The following is an 18,616-nucleotide window of genomic DNA, read 5'->3' on the forward strand; positions in this document are numbered from 1 at the left end:
AACAATAAGAAATGCACAGCAACCATTTGAGTCGCCATGCCCAGCAAGTCCTGACGGTCACCCAGGGCAAGGCCCATTTGCAGGGCCCTGGCAGCGATCCGTCGATTGCCCGTTCCTGGCTGCGTTGCCTCGAGGACTATCACCTCGACCCGGCCCAGAACCTGGCGCCGACGGTGCTCGAGCATGGCCGGGTGCTGGAAAGTCGCGAGCGCTTGCAGCAAGTGCTGCACATCGCCGGCAATGAAATGACCAGCCTGCACCAGCAACTCTCCGGCGCCGGCCACGCGGTGCTGCTCACCGACGCCCGAGGGGTAATCCTCAACTGCGTCACCGCCCCCAGCGAACGGAAGATTTTCGAACGGGCCGGCCTCTGGCTCGGCGCCGACTGGAGCGAAGCCTGCGAAGGCACCAACGGCATCGGCACCTGCCTGGTGGAACGCCAGGCCCTGACCATTCACCAGGAAGAACACTTTCGTGGCCGCCACACCGGCCTGACCTGCTCGGCCAGCCCGGTGTTCGATCCCCACGGTGAATTGCTGGCGGTGCTCGACGTGTCGTCGGCCCGGCCGGACGTGTCGCGCCAGAGCCAGTTCCACACCATGGCCCTGGTCAATCTCTCGGCGAAGATGATCGAGAGCTGCTACTTCCTGCGTTGCTTCGACAATCAATGGCTGCTGCGCTTCCACTTGCAGGCCGAGTCCGTAGGACTGTTCAGCGAAGGCTTGATGGCCTTCGACGGCGAAGGGCGGATCTGCGCGGTCAATCAGAGCGCGCTCAATCTCTTGGGACATATTCGCGGAGGCTTGCTCGGTCAGCGGGTCGAGGACTTTTTCGACTGTTCACTGGACGAGTTGCTGGGCCGGGCCAGCGCCCAAGCCAGCGCCAGTTGGCCGTTGCGCACCCGTGACGGCCGGCATTTGTTCGCCGTGTTGCGTGGCCAGCCCCGCAGCGTGCCGGTGCCGGTCGCGCCGTTGCTCAAGGCCATCGAGCCCGCACGGTTGCCGGGTATCTGCCTGGGGGACGCGGCGCTGCAGGAGCATTTTCGCAAGGCGCTGCGGGTCTACGAGCGCGATGTGCCGCTGCTGATCCAGGGTGAAACCGGCTCCGGCAAGGAGGCGTTCGCCAAGGCCGTGCACCACGCCAGCCAGCGCGCCGGGAAAAACTTCGTCGCCCTCAACTGCGCGGCCATCCCGGAAAGTCTGATCGAGAGCGAGCTGTTCGGTTATCGCGGCGGCAGTTTCACTGGCGCGCGCAAGGAAGGCATGCGCGGAAAGCTGCAACAGGCCGACGGCGGCACGCTGTTCCTCGATGAAATCGGCGACATGCCCCTGGCCTTGCAGACCCGCTTGCTGCGGGTGTTGGAAGATCGCCAGGTGGTGCCCATCGGCGGCGAGCCCGAGCCGGTGAACGTGCGCATCATCAGCGCCACCCACCGGCAGTTGCTCGACCGGGTTCGGGATGGCAGCTTTCGTGAGGATTTGTATTACCGCCTCAATGGTTTGGAAATCCCCCTCCCGGCGTTGCGCGAACGCAGTGACAAGTCGCAGTTGCTGGATTTCCTGTTGGCTGAAGAGAGCGGCGCCGAGACGGTGTTCATCGACGAACCGGCGCGCCAGGCATTGCTGGGCTTCGACTGGCCGGGCAACGTGCGACAACTGCGCAATGTGCTGCGCACCCTTGCCGCGTTGTGTGATGGCGGGCGGATTGGGTTGGAGGATTTGCCGGCGATGATTCGCCAGCGTCCAGTTACGCCGGTTGAGGCCCCGACTGAACACCCGCTGGCAGATGCCGAGCGCATGGCATTGCTCGATGCCTTGGAGCGCCAGCGCTGGCACATGACCCACACGGCGGAGCAACTGGGGATCAGCCGCAATACCCTTTACCGCAAGCTGCGTAAACACGCCATCGCCCGTTAACCGCGGCGCGGCCATTCGCGAGCAAGCCCGCTCCCACAGTTGACCGCATTCTTCCTGAATGGACTCGGTCAAATTGTGGGAGCGGGCTTGCTCGCGAAAGCGGCGGCATCTTCAACATCTATGCAACTGACCCACCGCTATCGCGGGCAAGCCTTGCTCCCACAGGAGGCCGTCTGTGCACGGGGGGCTCAAACACAAGGTGCGATTTTCCCCTCCCTACGCTAACCTGCGGCCATGTTTACGAGGTCGACTATGCACATCCATATTCTCGGTATTTGCGGCACTTTCATGGGTTCGATGGCGGTCCTGGCCAAGGAGCTGGGCCATCACGTGACCGGTTCCGACGCCAACGTCTACCCGCCGATGAGCACGCAGCTGGAGGCCCAGGGCATCGAGCTGACCCAAGGTTATGACCCGGCGCAACTGGAGCCGGCGCCAGACCTGGTGGTCATCGGCAACGCCATGTCCCGTGGCAACCCGGCGGTGGAATACGTGCTCAACAAAGGCCTGCCGTACGTGTCCGGGCCCCAGTGGCTGGCCGATCACGTGTTGCAGGGCCGTTGGGTCCTGGCCGTGGCCGGCACTCATGGCAAGACCACCACCAGCAGCATGCTCGCCTGGGTGTTGGAGCACGCGGGCATGAGCCCGGGCTTCCTGATCGGTGGCGTGCCGCAGAATTTCTCGGTGTCGGCGCGCCTGGGTGGCACGCCGTTCTTCGTGATCGAAGCCGATGAGTACGACAGCGCGTTTTTCGACAAACGCTCGAAATTCGTCCACTACCGTCCACGCACGGCGATCCTCAACAACCTTGAGTTCGATCATGCCGACATCTTCCCCGATCTACCGGCCATCGAGCGGCAGTTCCACCACTTGGTGCGCATCATTCCCAGCGAAGGCCTGGTGATTCACCCGACCACCGAGCCGGCGTTGCAGCGCGTCATCGAGATGGGCTGCTGGACCCCGGTGCAGACCACCGGCGCGGGCGGTCAGTGGCAGGTGAAGTTGCTCAAGGATGACGGTTCGCAGTTCGAAGTCATGTTCGAAGGCCAGTCCCAAGGCGTGGTCGAGTGGGACATGACCGGCCAGCACAACGTTGCCAACGCCTTGGCGACCCTGGCGGCAGCCCGTCATGTCGGCGTGGTGCCGTCCATGGGCATTGCCGCGTTGAGCGCGTTTAAAAGCGTGAAGCGGCGGATGGAGAAGGTCGCCGAGGTCAACGGCATCACCATTTATGACGACTTCGCTCACCATCCGACGGCCATCGCCACCACCCTCGACGGTTTGCGCAAGCGTATCGGTGACGCACCGCTGGTGGCGATCATCGAGCCGCGTTCCAATTCCATGAAGCTCGGCGCCCACCGCGACGGCCTGCCGGAAAGCGTGGTCGATGCCGACCAGGTGATCTGGTACGCACCGGCCAACCTCGGCTGGGACCTCGGTGCCACCGCCGCGCTGTGCACGGTGCCGTCGATTGTCAGCGATTCCCTGGAGGGCATCATTGAGCGCGTGAAGAGCCAGGCCCAGCCCGGCACCCACGTGGTGATCATGAGCAACGGCGGCTTCGGTGGCCTGCACGGCAAACTCGCCGAGGCGCTGAAATGAGCAACGGCCCGGAACGCATCACGCTGGCGATGACTGGTGCGTCCGGCGCCCAGTACGGCTTGCGCCTGCTCGATTGCCTGGTGCGTGAGGACCGCGAGGTGCACTTCCTCATCTCCAAGGCCGCGCAACTGGTGATGGCCACCGAGACCGACGTGACCCTGCCGGCCAAGACCCAGATGATGCAGGCCTTCCTCACCGAATACACCGGTGCGGCGGCGGGGCAGATTCGTGTGTATGGCAAGGAAGACTGGATGTCGCCGGTGGCCTCGGGTTCCGGCGCCCCAGCGGCGATGGTGGTGGTGCCGTGTTCCACCGGGACGCTGTCGGCGATTGCCACCGGGGCCTGCAACAACCTCATCGAACGGGCGGCGGACGTCACGCTCAAGGAGCGCCGCCAGTTGATCCTGGTGCCGCGGGAAGCGCCGTATTCGAGCATTCACCTGGAGCACATGCTCAAGCTGTCGAACCTGGGTGTGACCATCCTGCCGGCGTCGCCGGGGTTTTATCACCAGCCGCAGACCATCGACGACCTGATCGATTTCGTGGTCGCGCGGATCCTCAATCTGCTGAACATTCCCCAGGACATGTTGCCCCGTTGGGGCGAGCATCATTTGAGCAGTGATGAGTAAGCTGCTGATCGTGCTGCTGGCGCTGCAACTGACCGGCTGCGCCACCGCCCGCACCCTCGACGCGGCCAAGCCGGGTGCGCCGGTGGTCTACGCGGGCACGCGCCTGGACTTGTATGCCCTGAAGGGTGGCTGCTGCGCCAAGGACCGCTTTGGTGCCGAGGCGCCGAGTTACCCGGGCGTGGACCTGCCGGGTAGCGCGCTGTTGGATACCTTGCTGTTGCCGTTGTCTTTGTTCACGGCATTAGGCGTAGGGTTCCGGGCGACAGGCGGGTTGTAGCAAACACCACAGTGCTTGATCTGCCTGGAACCTGTGGCGAGGGAGCTTGCTCCCGCTGGGCTGCGAAGCGGCCCCAAGCTTTTTCCCCTGAAATCCAAGGCGACTGCTGCGCAGTCGAGCGGGAGCAAGCTCCCTAGCCACAATGAGTGCTTGGCTTTGGATTTGGTAGCGAGCCCTTCGCGAGCAGGCTCGCTCCCACATTCGACCTCATTCTTCCTGACGGAACTCGGGCAACTGTGGGAGCGAGCCTGCTCGCGAAAGCGTCCGACTAGGCGCCACATGACTATTTGCCAAGCCTGCGCAACTCATCCGACTCCACCACCCGCACCCCATCCTGTTCTTCCAGCGCCAGACGCCACATGGCCCGGGCCAGTTGGCAGGCTTCGATGCCATGGTATTTGCCGGGGATCAGCTTCGACAACGGCCCGGCCAGCTGCTCGGCCAGGCGCGGTTCGACGCGGTCGCCCAGCAGCAGGGAAGGGCGGCAAATGGTCAGTTGTGGCCAGCCCTGGGCCTTGAGGGCCGCCTCCATCTCACCCTTGACCCGGTTGTAGAAGAGCGGTGACTTGGCATCGGCCCCCAACGCGCTGATCACCACCAAATGCCGTGCGCCAAGCTCCCGGGCGCGCTTGGCAAACGCTACGACCAAGTCCAGGTCCACCGCGCGGAAGGCTTGCTCGGAGCCGGCTTTCTTGAGGGTGGTGCCGAGGCAGCAAAAGGCAATGTCGACCTGGCCACTGAGTTGTGGCAGCACCTGGGCCGGCTTCCCTACCGGGTTTTCCAAGTGTGGATGCTCGGCCAGTGGCCGGCGTGAAGGCGCCAATACACGGGTGATGGTCGGCTCGTTGAGCAGCCGGTCCAGTAGGTGTTCCCCGGTCAATCCGGTGGCACCGGCGAGCAAAACATGCTGAGGCGTCAAGTACATAGTGTTTCCCCCTTGATACGGTTCAGCTTAGTTGCTCTTTGTCGCCTCGTCGTTCAATGCCGCACTTTGCAATGCTTTTCGCGCCTGCTGCTTGCGCAGCAATTGCCAGTGGGACAGGACCGTTCTCGGCGCCCAGATCTGCGGTTCCGAGGCTTCGAAGTTGTCTGCCTGCTCGCGCTCGGCAACGATGCCCTTGGCCCGTTTGAAGGCCTGCTCCAGGTCGTCGGTCTGGTTCAGTGCCTGGGCGAACAGCGCATCGCCGAAATAGGTGAAGTTGGCTTCCTCGGAGCAGCCGAAGGACACCCGGTCGGCCCGGGAGGCGGTCATGATCAGCGTGCGTTCGTCCTTGAGCGCCGGGATGAAACCGCCGGAATAACAGGCCGAGATCACCACGATCTTGTCGCGATGCTTCAGCGGTGCGAGGACCACGGCCAGTTCATCGGCGGGCAGGTCGGCCAGCTCCATGCGCGGCTGGTCGAGCACCAGTTCGTGCTCGCTGGTGCCGTGGCTGGTGAGGTAGATGAAAATCAGATCTTCCGGGCCGCTGCGTTCGGCCAGGGTGGCGGCGGCGCGGCGCAGGCTTTCACGGCTGGCCATGGGCCGGTCGCCGAGGTGGTCGCGGTGGTTCACCAGGCGGATCTGCCCGAACGCGCCGAAGCGGCTGGCGAGCATGTTGGCGACATAGTCGGATTCGCGCAGGAACACGCTTTGCTTGCCGTCGCCGCCGAGGGTCAGGCTGTACAGTTCCACCGCCGGGGTCGAGGCCGGGATGTTCGCCAGGGCATCCTCCAGCAGGCGGCCCTGGGCCAGCAGGCCGAGTTCGAGGACATCCGGCAACAACCGGCCGTCAGCGTCGCGCACCCGTTGGCCGTTGGCCCAGGTGCCGCTTTGCACCGTGCCATCGGTGAGCACCAGGGTGCCGCGCCCGTGATAGCTGTCGGCCTCGAACTGGCCGATGTAGAAACTGCCGTCGGGCAGGTTCAGGCGGCCCTCGCCGGTAAAGCGCCAATCATTGAATTGACCGAGGTAGTGGCTACCGTCGGCGCCGATCAGTTCGCCCTTGCCAGTCAGTGCGCCGTCCTTGAACTGGCCGATCCAGACATCGCCGTCGGCATTTTCGTAGCGCCCGCGACCGTTGAGCTGGTTGTTCCGGAAACCGCCAATGTAGACATCGCCTTCGGCGCTGTTGAAGGTGCCCTTGCCCTGCAGTTGCCCATCGACAAAGTGCCCGGTGAATTGGTTGCCGCTGGCGTCGAAGCGCTGGCCTTCACCGTTGGGCTTGCCGTTGACGAACGGGCCCTGGTACTGGCTGCCGTCGTCGAGTTCCAGGCGTCCGAGGCCGGAATAGCGGTCGGCCTTGAACTCGCCCCGGTAGGTCATGCCGTTTTCCTTGAGCGTCCCTTCACCGTCCCGGCGCCCCAGCTTGAAGCCGCCGGTGTAGCTGCTGGTGGGTGTGGTCAGGCTGCCCTGGCCGTGGAACAGGCCTTGGTGGAACTGGCCGCGATAGACCTCGCCGTTGCTGCCATGCCATTCCCCGGTGCCATGCCATTGACCCTTGTCGAACTGCCCGGCGTACCAGCTGCCGTTGGGATAGTCGATGCGCCCTTGGCCTTGCAGCAGGCCGTCCACCAGGTCGCCACGGTAGCGGCCGCCGTCGGGCAGGCGCGCGTCGGGAGGCAGCGGCGATTCGCCGGCGCCACAGGCGGTGAGCAACAGGGTCAGGGTCAGTGGGACGAGTAAGCGCATAACGGGATCCAGGTCATCAGGCCACGAGTATGCCGCAGCTTTGGCTCCTGGATATAGAGAAGCGATGCGAAACTGCCTGGACGGTTTCGCATGTGCGCAGGTTTACACGAAGCAGAGCGACAGCGGCTCGGCGATGTAGGCCGGTTTTTCCGAACCTTCGATTTCCAGGGTGGCGGTGGCCTTGAGCAGCCATTGGCCGGGTTTTTTCTCGGTGACTTCCACCAGGTCGACCTTGAGCCGGACCTTGGAATCGACCTTCACCGGTTGGATGAAACGCACGCTGTCCAGCCCGTAGTTGACGACCATCTTCACGCCCTCGGGCAGGATCAGGATGTCTTCCATCAACTTGGGCATCAGCGACAGCGACAGGAAACCGTGGGCGATGGTGCTGCCGAACGGGGTCTGCGCGGCCTTGACCGGATCGACGTGGATGAACTGAAAGTCGCCAGTGGCTTCGGCGAACAGGTTGATGCGGTCCTGGTCGATGGTAAGCCAATCGGAACGTCCAAGTTCCTTGCCGACATAATCTTTGAGCGCTGCAACGGGGACGTAGGGCATTGAGACTCTCCTTGGGTTCATCGTTTTTACTTTTTCTGAAGCGGGGATTTTGCGTCCCCGGAAAACCACTGTAGATCAACATGGCGCGCCGGGAAGGTCATCGACCATGCTTTTTACGAATGCCGAACCATAGCGCGGGCATGCTTATAATGCCGGCGCATTCTTTGCAATTCGGTTCATTCAACGTGCGTGTTCGATTGTGGCGAGGGAGCTTGCTCCCGCTTGAGTGCGAAGCGCTCATAAAATGGGGCCGCTGCGCAGCCCAGCGGGAGCAAGCTCCCTCGCCACAGAGTCATGTCGTGAACCGAATTGGCGCGTTCATTGGGGCTGTTGCGGGGGGATAGAGCGGATGTTGCTACGGGGCCTGACCTGGCTGGTGCTGTTTCAATTGCTGGGCACTGCGATCAATCATTTGTTCTTGCCGGTACTGCCGGGGCCGATCATTGGCCTGCTGTTGCTGCTGGGGTATCTGGTGATGCGCGGCGAAGTCAGCGAGCCGTTGAACCTGGCCGCCGGCAGTCTGCTGCGTTACCTGCCGTTGCTGCTGGTGCCGCCTGCGGTAGGGGTGATGGTCTACGCCGGGGCGATTGCCGCCGATTTCTGGGCCATCGTTGGCGCGTTGACCTTGTCCCTGGTGCTGTCCGTGGCGCTGACGGGCGTGCTGATGCAGCGCCTGGCCCGTCGCCACGTCGCCGCTCCGGAGGACCGCCAATGATGCTCGATTGGCAGGGCGCCTGGACCTCGGTGATCCATCATCCGCTGTTCGGCATTGGCATCACCCTGGGCGCCTACCAACTGGTGCTGGCGGCGTACGAAAAGACCCGCTGGGTGTTCCTGCAACCGGTGCTGATGTCGATGGTGCTGTTGATCGGCGTGCTGGTGGGCTGCGGCATCGGTTATGCCGAGTACCGCAAGAGCACCGAGATCCTCAGCATCCTGCTGGGCCCGGCCACGGTGGCCCTGGCGGTGCCGCTGTATTTGAACCTGCGACGGATCCGGCAGTTGTTCTGGCCGATTTTTACTACGCTGGTGATAGCCGGGGTGTTTGCCACGGGCTCTGCAGTGGTGTTGGGCTGGGCCTTTGGCGCCGAGCACATGATCCTGATGACCATGGCGCCCAAGTCGGTGACCTCGCCGATCGCCATGCTGGTGGCCGAGCAGATCGGCGGCGTGGCGGCCATGGCGGCGGTGTTCGTGTTGATCACCGGGGTGCTCGGGGCGATTCTCGGCCCGAGTATTCTGACCCGGTTGGGTGTCCATAGCCCTGAGGCCCGAGGCATGGCCCTGGGGTTGGCGGCCCATGCGGTGGGCACGTCGGTGGCGTTGCAGGAAAGCGAGGAGTCGGGTGCCTTCGCGGCGCTGGCGATGAGTCTGATGGGCGTGGCCACGGCGGTGTTGCTGCCGTTGGTGGTGTCGATGACGGTTTAAGGAATTGGTTATGAGCTTGCCGCTTTTCCCGTTGAACACCGTGCTGTTCCCCGGTTGCATCCTCGACTTGCAGATTTTCGAGGCGCGTTACCTCGACATGATCGGGCGCTGCATGAAAAAGGGCGAAGGCTTTGGTGTGGTGTGCATCCTCGATGGCGAGGAAGTCGGCGTCGCGCCTGAAGGTTATGCGCGGGTCGGTTGTGAGGCGCTGATTACCGATTTTTCCCAGCAGGACAATGGCCTGCTGGGGATTCGCGTGCAGGGCGGACGGCGTTTTCTGGTGCACAGCAGCAGCGTCCAGGCCGATCAACTCACGGTGGCCGAGGTCGAGTGGCTGGAAGACGAGCCGGAACAACCGCTGCAAGACGAAGATGCCGACCTGGTGGCGCTGCTCAAGGCCCTGGCCGAGCACCCGATGGTCGAGGCGCTGAACATGGGCACCGAAGCCACCGGCCAGCAATCGCTGGCCAATCAACTGGCCTACCTGTTGCCGTTCAATGAGCTGGACAAGATCGACCTGCTGCAACTCGATGATCCCCAACAGCGGCTGGATGCGATCCAGGCGTTGCTCGATGAGTTGCAGGGTGAACTCTTTGCCTGACACCACTCATATCCACCGAACAACACCGACCCCCCCCTGTGGGAGCGGGCTTGCTCGCGAAGGCGGTGGATCAGTTAACACATGTGTTGGATGACACTCCGCTTTCGCGAGCAAGCCCGCTCCCACAGGGGATCTCCAGTGCCCATAGATAGTGTGTTCAATAGGCATACCGCAACATCGCATGGGGCAAGTGCCGCAGGGCGAAGAAGCTGAACGCCGCCGTCAGCGCCGGCAGGACAAGCCACCAGACTTTCGGTGGCATGGCCGGCAGCAGGGTCTGGCGCTGGCTCAGCCATAGGGCGGCCGCACAGATGCTGGCGGCGAGTATCGCCCCGGCGACGATGTCGCTCGGCCAATGCGCCCCCAGGTAGACCCGCGACAGGGCGATGGCCAAGGCCGGCAAGCAGCCCAGCAACAGCCAGGTCAGGCGCAGGCGTGGCGGTTGGCCGCGGCCGGCCAGCACGGCGAGGGACAGGAACAGCGCAAATGCCCCGGAGGAGTGGCCGCTGGGCATGCTGTAGCTGGTCAGTGGGTCGGTGAGGATTTCCGGGCGCACCCGGGCAAAGAAGTGTTTGCAGCCGGTATTGGCCAGGGCGGTGAACAACATCGTGCCGCCGGCAAAGATCGCCTGGCGCCATTGCCGTGCCAACAGCAGCAGCGCGGTCACCAGGCTGCAGACAATCAACATGTAGCGGAATTCGCCGATCAGCGTGAAGGTCACGGCGATTTCATCCAGCGTCGCGCTGCGATGTTCCTGGACCAGGGCCATCAAGCCCTGGTCGAACGCCGTCAGGTAGCGAAAGCCGATGAACAGGCCGATCAGGATCACCAGGCCGATGCCGGCGATCAGCGCCGTGGCATGGCGATGGCGACGCAGGGTGCTGTTGACGCTCAGCCCGATCATCACCGCGATGCTGCCAATAACCACGCCGGCCTGGGGCCAGAAACCCTCGGGCAGCGGCAGACGAAACGCCGCCCCGGTGGCCCAGCCCGGCAACAGGTACGCCACGGTCCAGCCGGCGGCGGCCAACACGCTGACGGCGGCGAAGCGCGGGAACGGCATGTCGCACATGCCGGCCACCATCGGCAGCATGGGCCGTAGCGGGCCGATGAAGCGGCCCACCAGCAGGCTGGCGATGCCGTAGCGCTGGAAATAGCTTTCCGCCGCGCTCATCCATTCCGGGTGATGCCGCAGCCCCGGCAGGCGCCGGATGTTCTGGTGAAAATGCCGACCGAGGAAATACGACACCAGGTCCCCCAGCAACCCTCCGAGCAAACCCAACAGCAACGTCTCGCCCAAGGACAGCGCGCCGCTGCCGGCCAGCACTGCAATCGCAAACAACAGCACCGTGCCTGGCACGATCAGCCCGGCGATGGCCAGGCATTCCACGCAAGCAACGACAAAAACCGCCACCGCCAGCCATTGCGGGTTGACGGTCAGCCAGGCGGTGATGCTATCGAGCCATGGGCCCATAAGAACAACTCCATTGAATATTGATTGGCATGCAGTTTTTTACTGTGTGAACGAAAACTCAAGATCACTGAAACTTCAAACTGTGGGAGCGGGCTTGCTCGCGAATGCGGTGTGTCAGATAGGTCAATATCAATTGACACACCGCATTCGCGAGCAAGCCCGCTCCCACACGGGGATTTCGGGTGTAGCAAATTTCGTATCCACTGAAGATCAACTGTGGGAGCGAGCCTGCTCGCGATAGCGGTGTGTCAGTCGCCATTTAATTCACAGGCCTGGCGCCATCGCGAGCAGGCTCGCTCCCACAAGGGGCCCCAGGGTCATGCAGTGTTTGTGTTCATGAAAGCAAGAAATAATCCCGCCCTTCGACCTGTCCGCGCCGCAACGGGTTGCGGGTGCACCAAGGGGCGTAGGCAGCGTCGACGAAGCGGTAGGGCAAATGCTCGTCCCGTCCCAGGGGAATGCCCAGGCGGGTGGTCTGGATCGCATTGACCGTTGGCACGCCGACGTCTTCCACCAGCAAGCGCTCGGGGTCGAAGCGCTTGGCGTCCCAGTCCGGCACTTTCAGCCCCAAAGCTTTGCACAACAGGGTCTGGCCGGCACAGAGTTTTTGCGGTGTGCGTGGCCGGCCTTGGGCGTCGGGGTTGTTCAACAGCATCTGCGCCAGGCTCGCCGGCCCCGAAACGGCATCGACCCACGGGTAGGCCGACTTGATCAACACCGCGTTGCCCGGGCCCTGGGCACTGAAGTTCAGCGAATCGCCGCCCCGGGCGTAGTACATATAGATGTGCCCGCCATCCAGAAACAAAGCCTTACGTTTTTCCGTGTAGCCCAGGGAGGCGTGGCTGCCTTTTTCGGCGAAGTAATACGCCTCGGTCTCGATGATCCGCGCGCTGAGCCACAGGTCGCCGACCTTGTGGCGGATGACTTTGCCCAGCAGGTCCTTGGCAAGGACCTGGGCGTCGCGATCGAAAAAGGCGTGGGGCAGGGCGTTGGGCGATGGCAAATCGGTCATGGCGATAGACGAAGTGAGGCCAAAGGAAGCGCGATGATAGCAATGGAAAGCTTAATCACCGCTGAACACTCGTTTCAACCGTAATGCCGTTCACTTAGGAAAAATGATGACCCTGTGGCGAGGGAGCTTGCTCCCGCTCGGCTGCGAAGCAGTCGTAAACCGGCGGGTGCGGTGTGTCTGATACGCCGCAATTGGCAGATTTTGGGGCCGCTTCGCGGCCCAGCGGGAGCAAGCTCCCTCGCCACGGGTTTGTCGATTGCCTTAAGTGAACAGCATTGCGTTTCAACGGGCTGTTTATGGCTGTTTTGCTTCTCCGCCGGTCACCACTGCGAGTCCATGCTGTTAGTCGAGGGTTACGACAGCTATAATCTGCCGCTTTCCCCATCGCCAAGACCACACAGACCATGACTGAGTCCGTTCTTGACTACATGACCCGCCTGGGTCGCGCCGCTCGCGAAGCGTCGCGCATCATCGGCCGGGCCAGCACCGCGCAGAAAAACCGCGCCCTGCAGGCCGCCGCCAATGCGCTGGACGCTGCGCGCGCCGAGTTGTCCGCTGCTAACGAGCTGGACCTGGCAGCCGGCCGGGCTAACGGTCTGGAGCCGGCCATGCTCGAGCGCCTGGCGCTGACTCCGGCCCGCATCGACGGCATGATCGTCGGTCTGCGCCAGGTCGCGGCCCTGCCGGACCCGGTCGGGGCGATCCGCGACATGAGCTACCGCCCGTCGGGCATCCAGGTCGGCAAGATGCGCGTGCCCCTGGGCGTGGTCGGGATCATCTACGAGTCGCGGCCGAACGTAACCATCGACGCCGCGAGCCTGTGCCTGAAGTCCGGTAACGCGACTATCCTGCGTGGCGGCTCCGAGGCCATCCATTCCAACCGCGCCATTGCCGCCTGCATCCAGCGCGGCCTGGCCGAGGCCGATCTGCCGGCCGCCGTGGTGCAAGTGGTGGAAACCACCGACCGCGCCGCGGTTGGCGCGCTGATTACCATGCCCGAGTTTGTCGATGTCATCGTGCCGCGCGGCGGCAAGGGCCTGATCGAACGGGTCAGCCGTGACGCCCGGGTGCCGGTGATCAAGCACCTGGACGGCATCTGCCACGTCTACGTCAGTGCCCACGCCGAATTGCCGAAGGCCCAGCGCATCGCCTTCAACGCCAAGACCTACCGCTACGGTATCTGCGGCGCGATGGAAACCCTGCTGGTGGACCAGGCCGTTGCCCAGGACTTCCTGCCGTCGATGGCTGCCCAGTTCCGCGAAAAAGGCGTCGAACTGCGCGGTTGCGAGCGCACCCGGGCAATCATCGAGGCCGTCGCGGCCACGGCAGAAGACTGGGACACCGAATACCTGGCGCCAATCCTGTCGATCCGCGTGGTCGACGGGCTGGACCAGGCCATCGAACACATCAACCGCCACGGCTCGCACCACACCGATTCCATCGTCAGTGAGCACCAGGGTGAAACCCGGCGTTTTGTGGCCGAAGTGGATTCGGCGTCGGTGATGATCAACACCCCGACCTGCTTCGCCGATGGCTTTGAATACGGATTGGGTGCCGAGATCGGCATTTCTACTGATAAGCTGCATGCCCGTGGCCCGGTGGGCCTGGAAGGCCTGACCTGCGAGAAATACATCGTGGTCGGTGACGGCCAGTTGCGTGGACAGGAGTCGGTCTGACTTGGGCGACCTCGAACCGCCGGCCTCTGTGACGACGACAACCCCGCCCCGGCGCATCGGTATCCTGGGTGGCACGTTCGACCCGGTGCACATCGGCCATTTGCGCGGTGCGCTGGAAGTTGCCGACGCCCTGGCCCTCGATGAGCTACGCCTGACGCCCAGCGCCCGGCCGCCTCACCGGGATACGCCGCAGGTGTCGGCACGGGACCGCCTGGCGATGGTCGAGTGCGCGGTGGCCGGTGTGGCGCCGCTGGTGGTGGACGCCCGCGAATTGCAGCGGGACAAACCGTCCTACACCATTGATACCCTGGAGCTGATGCGCGCCGAACTGGCCGTTGATGCCCAGGTTTTCCTGCTTCTGGGCTGGGACGCATTTTGCGGCCTGCCCACTTGGCATCGCTGGGAAGAGTTGCTCCAGCATTGCCACATCCTGGTGTTGCAACGCCCGGATGCCGACAGCGAGCCGCCGGATGCCTTGCGCAACCTGCTGGCGGCCCGCTCGGTGAGCGACCCGCTGGCCCTGAAAGGGCCGAGCGGACAGATTGCATTCGTCTGGCAGACGCCGCTCGCGGTATCCGCCACCCAGATCCGTCAACTGCTGGCCAGCGGTAAGTCGGTACGTTTCCTGGTGCCCGACGCGGTCCTGGCCTACATCGATGCGCACGGGCTCTACCGTGCGTCGAACTGAAAAAGGCGCGCTTCAAGGCACGTGAATGCGTGTAGCGAAGCGCCCGAACATACGAGCAAAACGAGTTTTATATGACTGACAAAGACGTAAACAAAGTAAAGCGCAAGGGCACGTTCAAGAGCGCCCCGCTGCCTGTAGAAGTCCACACCGGCGTGGCGCTGGTTGGCGAAGAGCTGGTCAAGGTGGCCGTGGCAGCCCTGGAAGACGTCAAGGCCCAGGACATCCAGGTGATCGACGTTCGTGACAAGCAGAGCATCACGGACTACATGATCATCGCCACCGGTACCTCCAACCGCCAGATCGGCGCGATGCTGGACAAGGTCCGCGAAGCGGTCAAGGCCCAGGGCGTCAAGCCATTGGGTGAAGAAGGCAAGGGCGACAGCGACTGGGTGCTGTTGGACATGGACGATGTCATCGTGCACATGATGACCGCCTCGGCGCGCCAGTTCTATGACCTGGAACGCCTGTGGGCCGGTGCCGAGCAGAGCCGTTCGGCCAGCGCCGCGCACCACAGCCCGGAAAACCCCCATGAGCACTTCACCAAGCTCAACAAAGACCAGCAATAAGGGACCGCTGTGCGACTGCGCCTGATCGCCGTCGGTTCTCGCATGCCCAAGTGGGTGGAAGAAGGCTGGCATGAATATGCCAAGCGTCTTCCGTCCGAGCTGGCCCTGGAACTGGTGGAAATTCCGCTCAACACCCGTGGCAAGAACGCCGACGTGGCGCGCTTCATCCGCCAGGAAGGCGAAGCCATGCTGGCCAAGGTCGGGCCGAACGAGCGCATCGTCACCCTCGAAGTCCACGGCAAGCCCTGGAGCACCGAGCAACTGGCGGTGGAGCTCGATCGCTGGCGATTGGACGCGCGCACGGTCAACTTCATGGTCGGTGGCCCGGAAGGGCTGGCGCCGGAAGTCTGTGCCCGGGCCGACCAGCGCTGGTCGTTGTCGCCGTTGACGTTGCCGCACCCGCTGGTGCGGATCCTGATCGGCGAACAGCTGTATCGTGCCTGGACAGTCCTGTCCGGGCACCCTTACCACAAGTAATCCTGCCCTCATGCCCCAGCCGATCCGCATCAAGGACCACGAAAAAGACGCCCGCCTGGTGCGTGGTCGCGTCGTGTTCGGCGCTATTGCGGTGGTGACGCTGATTGGCGTGCTGATCGCGCGGTTGTATTTCCTCCAGGTGATCCAGTACGAGTATCACTCGACCTTGTCGGAGAGCAACCGCGTACACGTACAGCCGATTCCGCCGACCCGCGGGCTGATTTTCGACCGCAATGGCGTGGTGGTGGCGGACAACCGACCCAGCTTCAGCCTGAGCATGACCCGCGAGCGTTCCGGCGACTGGCAGAAAGTCCTCGACGTGATCGTCGAAGTGCTGCAGTTGACGCCCGAGGACCGGGCGATCTTCGAGAAGCGCATGCGCCAGGGCCGGCGTCCCTTCGAGCCGGTGCCGATCATGTTCGAGCTGACCGAAGAACAGATCGCCCTGATCGCCGTGAACCAGTTCCGCCTGCCGGGCGTCGAGGTGGTGGCGCAACTGGTGCGGCATTATCCCCAAGGGCCGCACTTCGCCCATTCGGTCGGCTACATGGGTCGGATCAACGAAAAAGAGCTCAAGACCCTCGACCCGGTCAACTACAGCGGCACCCACCACATCGGCAAGACCGGTATCGAGCGTTTCTACGAGGCCGAGCTGCATGGGCAGGTGGGTTACGAGGAAGTCGAGACCAATGCCCGCGGCCGCGTATTGCGCGTGCTCAAGCGCACCGACCCGATTCCCGGCAAGGACATCGTCCTGAGCCTGGACATCAAGTTGCAGGAAGCCGCCGAGGCGGCGCTGGGCGGCCGGCGCGGCGCGGTGGTGGCGCTGGACCCGAACACCGGCGAAGTGCTGGCGATGGTCAGCCAGCCTAGTTTCGACCCGAACCTGTTCGTCACCGGCATCAGCTTCAAGGCCTATGCCGAGCTGCGGGATTCCATCGACCGGCCGCTGTTCAACCGTGTGCTGCGCGGCCTCTACCCGCCGGGCTCGACCATCAAGCCTGCCGTGGCGATTGCCGGGTTGGATGCGGGCGTGGTCACCGCGTCGAGCCGGGTCTACGACCCGGGGTATTACCAACTGCCGAACTACGACCACAAGTACCGCAACTGGAACCGCACCGGTGACGGCTACGTGGACCTGGAAACGGCGATCATGCGTTCCAACGACACCTACTTCTACGACCTGGCCCACAAGCTGGGGATCGATCGGTTGTCGTCCTACATGAACAAGTTTGGCCTCGGTCAGAAAGTCTCCCTGGACATGTTCGAGGAGTCGCCCGGCCTGATGCCGTCCCGGGAATGGAAACGGGCGACCCGCCGCCAGGCCTGGTTCCCGGGCGAAACCCTGATCCTGGGGATCGGCCAGGGCTACATGCAGGCGACGCCCTTGCAACTGGCCCAGGCCACGGCGCTGGTGGCGAGCAAGGGCAAGTGGTATCGCCCGCACCTGGCCAAGACCATCGAAGGCCAGAAGCCGGTGGACCCGGATCCGATGCCGGACATCATCCTGCGCAATCCGGCGGACTGGCAGAGGGTCAACAACGGTATGCAGGCGGTGATGCACGGCGCCCGAGGCACCGCGCGCAAGGCGGCCCTCGGCGCGCAATACCGGATTGCCGGCAAGAGCGGTACGGCCCAGGTCGTCGCCATCAAGCAGGGCGAGAAGTACGACCGCTCCAAGGTCCAGGAACGCCACCGCGACCACGCCTTGTTCGTCGGTTTTGCGCCAGCCGAGAACCCGAAGATCGTCGTGTCGGTGATGGTCGAGAACGGTGAATCCGGTTCCGGCGTCGCCGCGCCGGTGGTGCGCCAGATCATGGACGCCTGGTTGCTGGATGAGCACGGCCAGCTCAAGCCTGAATACGCAAGCCCCATCACTGCGGAGGCTACGGCCCGTGAAGAATAATTTCGACCGGATCCTGTCCAGCGAAGACGTGATGCGCCGCCGTGCCACCTTGCTGCAGCGCATGCACATCGACGGCCCGTTGCTGATCCTGCTGCTGACCCTGGCCGCCGGCAGCCTGTTCGTGCTGTATTCGGCCAGCGGCAAGAGCTGGGACTTGCTGGCCAAGCAGGCCACCTCGTTCGGCATCGGCCTGGTGTCGATGATCGTCATCGCCCAGCTCGAGCCGCGGTTCATGGCGCGCTGGGTGCCGGTGGCCTACATCGTCGGCGTCGGTTTGCTGGTGGTGGTGGACATCATGGGCCACAACGCCATGGGCGCCACCCGCTGGATCAACATTCCCGGGGTCATCCGCTTCCAGCCTTCGGAATTCCTCAAGATCATCATGCCGGCGACCATTGCCTGGTACCTGTCCAAGCGCTCCTTGCCGCCACAGCTCAAGCATGTATGTGTCAGCCTGTTGCTGATCGGCATCCCGTTCATCCTCATCGTGCGCCAGCCGGACCTCGGCACCTCGCTGCTGATCCTGGCCGGCGGCGCCTTCGTATTGTTCATGGGCGGGTTGCGCTGGCGCTGGATCCTTAGCGTGATCGCCGCCGCCGTGCCGGTGTCGGTGGCCATGTGGTATTTCGTGATGCACGACTACCAGAAGCAGCGTGTCCTGACCTTCCTCGACCCGGAAAGCGATCCGCTGGGCACCGGCTGGAACATCATCCAGTCCAAGGCCGCCATCGGTTCCGGCGGCGTATTTGGCAAGGGCTGGCTGATGGGCACCCAGTCGCACCTGGACTTTTTGCCGGAAAGCCACACCGACTTCATCATCGCCGTGATGGGCGAGGAGTTCGGCCTGGTGGGCATTTGCGTGCTGCTGCTGATCTATTTATTGCTGATCGGCCGGGGGCTGGTGATCACCGCCCAGGCCCAGACATTGTTCGGCAAGTTGCTCGCGGGCAGCCTGACCATGACGTTTTTTGTTTATGTTTTCGTCAACATCGGTATGGTCAGTGGCCTGTTGCCGGTCGTGGGGGTGCCGTTGCCTTTCATTAGCTACGGAGGAACTTCGCTGGTGACACTACTGTCAGCGTTTGGGGTTTTGATGTCGATTCATACGCATCGCAAGTGGATCGCGCAGGTTTGA

18 protein-coding genes are annotated in these 18,616 nt (G+C 63.5%); 13 read left to right on the top strand and 5 right to left on the bottom strand.

The window, feature by feature from the left end; genetic code table 11:
* The first annotated feature begins 11 nt into the window (after positions 1–11).
* The 4 genes from J3P88_RS04065 (at position 12) to J3P88_RS04080 (ending at position 4,424) form a co-directional block, all read left to right on the top strand.
* Complete coding sequence (locus J3P88_RS04065) at positions 12–1,916, top strand: sigma-54-dependent Fis family transcriptional regulator (protein WP_434574131.1); 1,905 nt, start codon at positions 12–14, stop codon at positions 1,914–1,916.
* Positions 1,917–2,168: 252 nt separating this feature from the next.
* A complete protein-coding gene (gene mpl / locus J3P88_RS04070; protein ID WP_186706585.1) occupies positions 2,169–3,518 on the top strand; it encodes a UDP-N-acetylmuramate:L-alanyl-gamma-D-glutamyl-meso-diaminopimelate ligase in 1,350 nt (449 codons plus the stop codon).
* Positions 3,515–4,147 carry a flavin prenyltransferase UbiX gene (ubiX, locus tag J3P88_RS04075; protein ID WP_053125690.1) on the top strand — a complete coding sequence of 211 codons (633 nt, stop codon included), beginning with the start codon at positions 3,515–3,517 and terminating at the stop codon, positions 4,145–4,147. The genes mpl and ubiX overlap by 4 nt, the downstream gene beginning before the upstream one ends.
* Positions 4,140–4,424 carry a YceK/YidQ family lipoprotein gene (locus tag J3P88_RS04080; RefSeq protein WP_186706584.1) on the top strand — a complete coding sequence of 95 codons (285 nt, stop codon included), beginning with the start codon at positions 4,140–4,142 and terminating at the stop codon, positions 4,422–4,424. The genes ubiX and J3P88_RS04080 overlap by 8 nt, the downstream gene beginning before the upstream one ends.
* 283 nt (positions 4,425–4,707) lie before the next feature.
* On the opposite strand, the gene J3P88_RS04085 is transcribed toward J3P88_RS04080, so the two are convergent.
* The 3 genes from J3P88_RS04085 to J3P88_RS04095 all read right to left on the bottom strand — a co-directional run bounded on the left by J3P88_RS04085 (position 4,708) and on the right by J3P88_RS04095 (position 7,653).
* Positions 4,708–5,349: an oxidoreductase gene (locus J3P88_RS04085; RefSeq protein ID WP_434574134.1), complete on the bottom strand. Its 642-nt coding sequence runs from the start codon at positions 5,347–5,349 to the stop codon at positions 4,708–4,710.
* A 27-nt stretch (positions 5,350–5,376) separates the two neighbouring features.
* Positions 5,377–7,095, bottom strand: a complete 1,719-nt coding sequence (locus J3P88_RS04090) for a C13 family peptidase (protein ID WP_434574136.1) — start codon at positions 7,093–7,095, stop codon at positions 5,377–5,379.
* 102 nt (positions 7,096–7,197) lie between these two features.
* The gene (locus J3P88_RS04095; RefSeq protein ID WP_186730290.1) at positions 7,198–7,653 is read right to left on the bottom strand and encodes a MaoC family dehydratase; all 456 of its coding nucleotides are present in this window, start codon (positions 7,651–7,653) and stop codon (positions 7,198–7,200) included.
* Between the two features lie 349 nt (positions 7,654–8,002).
* On the opposite strand from J3P88_RS04095, the gene J3P88_RS04100 reads away from it, so the two are divergent.
* From J3P88_RS04100 to J3P88_RS04110, 3 genes are read left to right on the top strand one after another with little or no spacing between them, the layout of a single operon-like run.
* Complete coding sequence (locus J3P88_RS04100) at positions 8,003–8,368, top strand: CidA/LrgA family protein (RefSeq protein ID WP_186706580.1); 366 nt, start codon at positions 8,003–8,005, stop codon at positions 8,366–8,368.
* Entirely contained in the window at positions 8,365–9,081 is a 717-nt protein-coding gene (locus tag J3P88_RS04105; protein ID WP_053125679.1) for an LrgB family protein, read from the top strand. The genes J3P88_RS04100 and J3P88_RS04105 overlap by 4 nt, the downstream gene beginning before the upstream one ends.
* A 10-nt stretch (positions 9,082–9,091) precedes the next feature.
* On the top strand, positions 9,092–9,682 hold the full coding sequence (locus J3P88_RS04110; protein WP_186706578.1) for an LON peptidase substrate-binding domain-containing protein: 591 nt from the start codon (positions 9,092–9,094) through the stop codon (positions 9,680–9,682).
* Between the two features lie 157 nt (positions 9,683–9,839).
* Here the strand turns inward: J3P88_RS04110 and J3P88_RS04115 are convergent, their stop codons facing one another.
* A complete protein-coding gene (locus J3P88_RS04115; protein WP_434574138.1) occupies positions 9,840–11,156 on the bottom strand; it encodes a bifunctional DedA family/phosphatase PAP2 family protein in 1,317 nt (438 codons plus the stop codon).
* A 334-nt stretch (positions 11,157–11,490) separates the two neighbouring features.
* Entirely contained in the window at positions 11,491–12,168 is a 678-nt protein-coding gene (locus tag J3P88_RS04120; protein ID WP_250965058.1) for a DNA-3-methyladenine glycosylase, read from the bottom strand.
* 404 nt (positions 12,169–12,572) lie between these two features.
* Here J3P88_RS04120 and J3P88_RS04125 point away from each other — a divergent pair, with 404 nt between their 5' ends.
* From J3P88_RS04125 to rodA, 6 genes are all read left to right on the top strand, one after another.
* On the top strand, positions 12,573–13,844 hold the full coding sequence (locus J3P88_RS04125) for a glutamate-5-semialdehyde dehydrogenase (RefSeq protein WP_186730293.1): 1,272 nt from the start codon (positions 12,573–12,575) through the stop codon (positions 13,842–13,844).
* A gap of 1 nt (position 13,845) precedes the next feature.
* Positions 13,846–14,532, top strand: coding sequence for a nicotinate-nucleotide adenylyltransferase (gene nadD / locus J3P88_RS04130; protein WP_186706574.1), 687 nt, complete (start codon positions 13,846–13,848; stop codon positions 14,530–14,532).
* A 71-nt stretch (positions 14,533–14,603) separates the two neighbouring features.
* Positions 14,604–15,098 carry a ribosome silencing factor gene (gene rsfS / locus J3P88_RS04135; protein WP_186706573.1) on the top strand — a complete coding sequence of 165 codons (495 nt, stop codon included), beginning with the start codon at positions 14,604–14,606 and terminating at the stop codon, positions 15,096–15,098.
* Positions 15,099–15,107: 9 nt separating this feature from the next.
* Complete coding sequence (rlmH, locus tag J3P88_RS04140) at positions 15,108–15,575, top strand: 23S rRNA (pseudouridine(1915)-N(3))-methyltransferase RlmH (protein WP_047229490.1); 468 nt, start codon at positions 15,108–15,110, stop codon at positions 15,573–15,575.
* A 10-nt stretch (positions 15,576–15,585) separates the two neighbouring features.
* Positions 15,586–17,481 (top strand): penicillin-binding protein 2, encoded by a 1,896-nt coding sequence (gene mrdA / locus J3P88_RS04145; RefSeq protein ID WP_186730294.1) that lies wholly within the window; start codon positions 15,586–15,588, stop codon positions 17,479–17,481.
* Positions 17,482–17,512: 31 nt separating this feature from the next.
* Positions 17,513–18,616, top strand: coding sequence for a rod shape-determining protein RodA (gene rodA / locus J3P88_RS04150; RefSeq protein WP_186706612.1), 1,104 nt, complete (start codon positions 17,513–17,515; stop codon positions 18,614–18,616).

Origin of the sequence: Pseudomonas sp. Z3-6, from assembly GCF_051131985.1 — a bacterium.
In the GTDB taxonomy this organism is placed as follows: Bacteria; Pseudomonadota; Gammaproteobacteria; order Pseudomonadales; family Pseudomonadaceae; genus Aquipseudomonas; species Aquipseudomonas zanjanensis.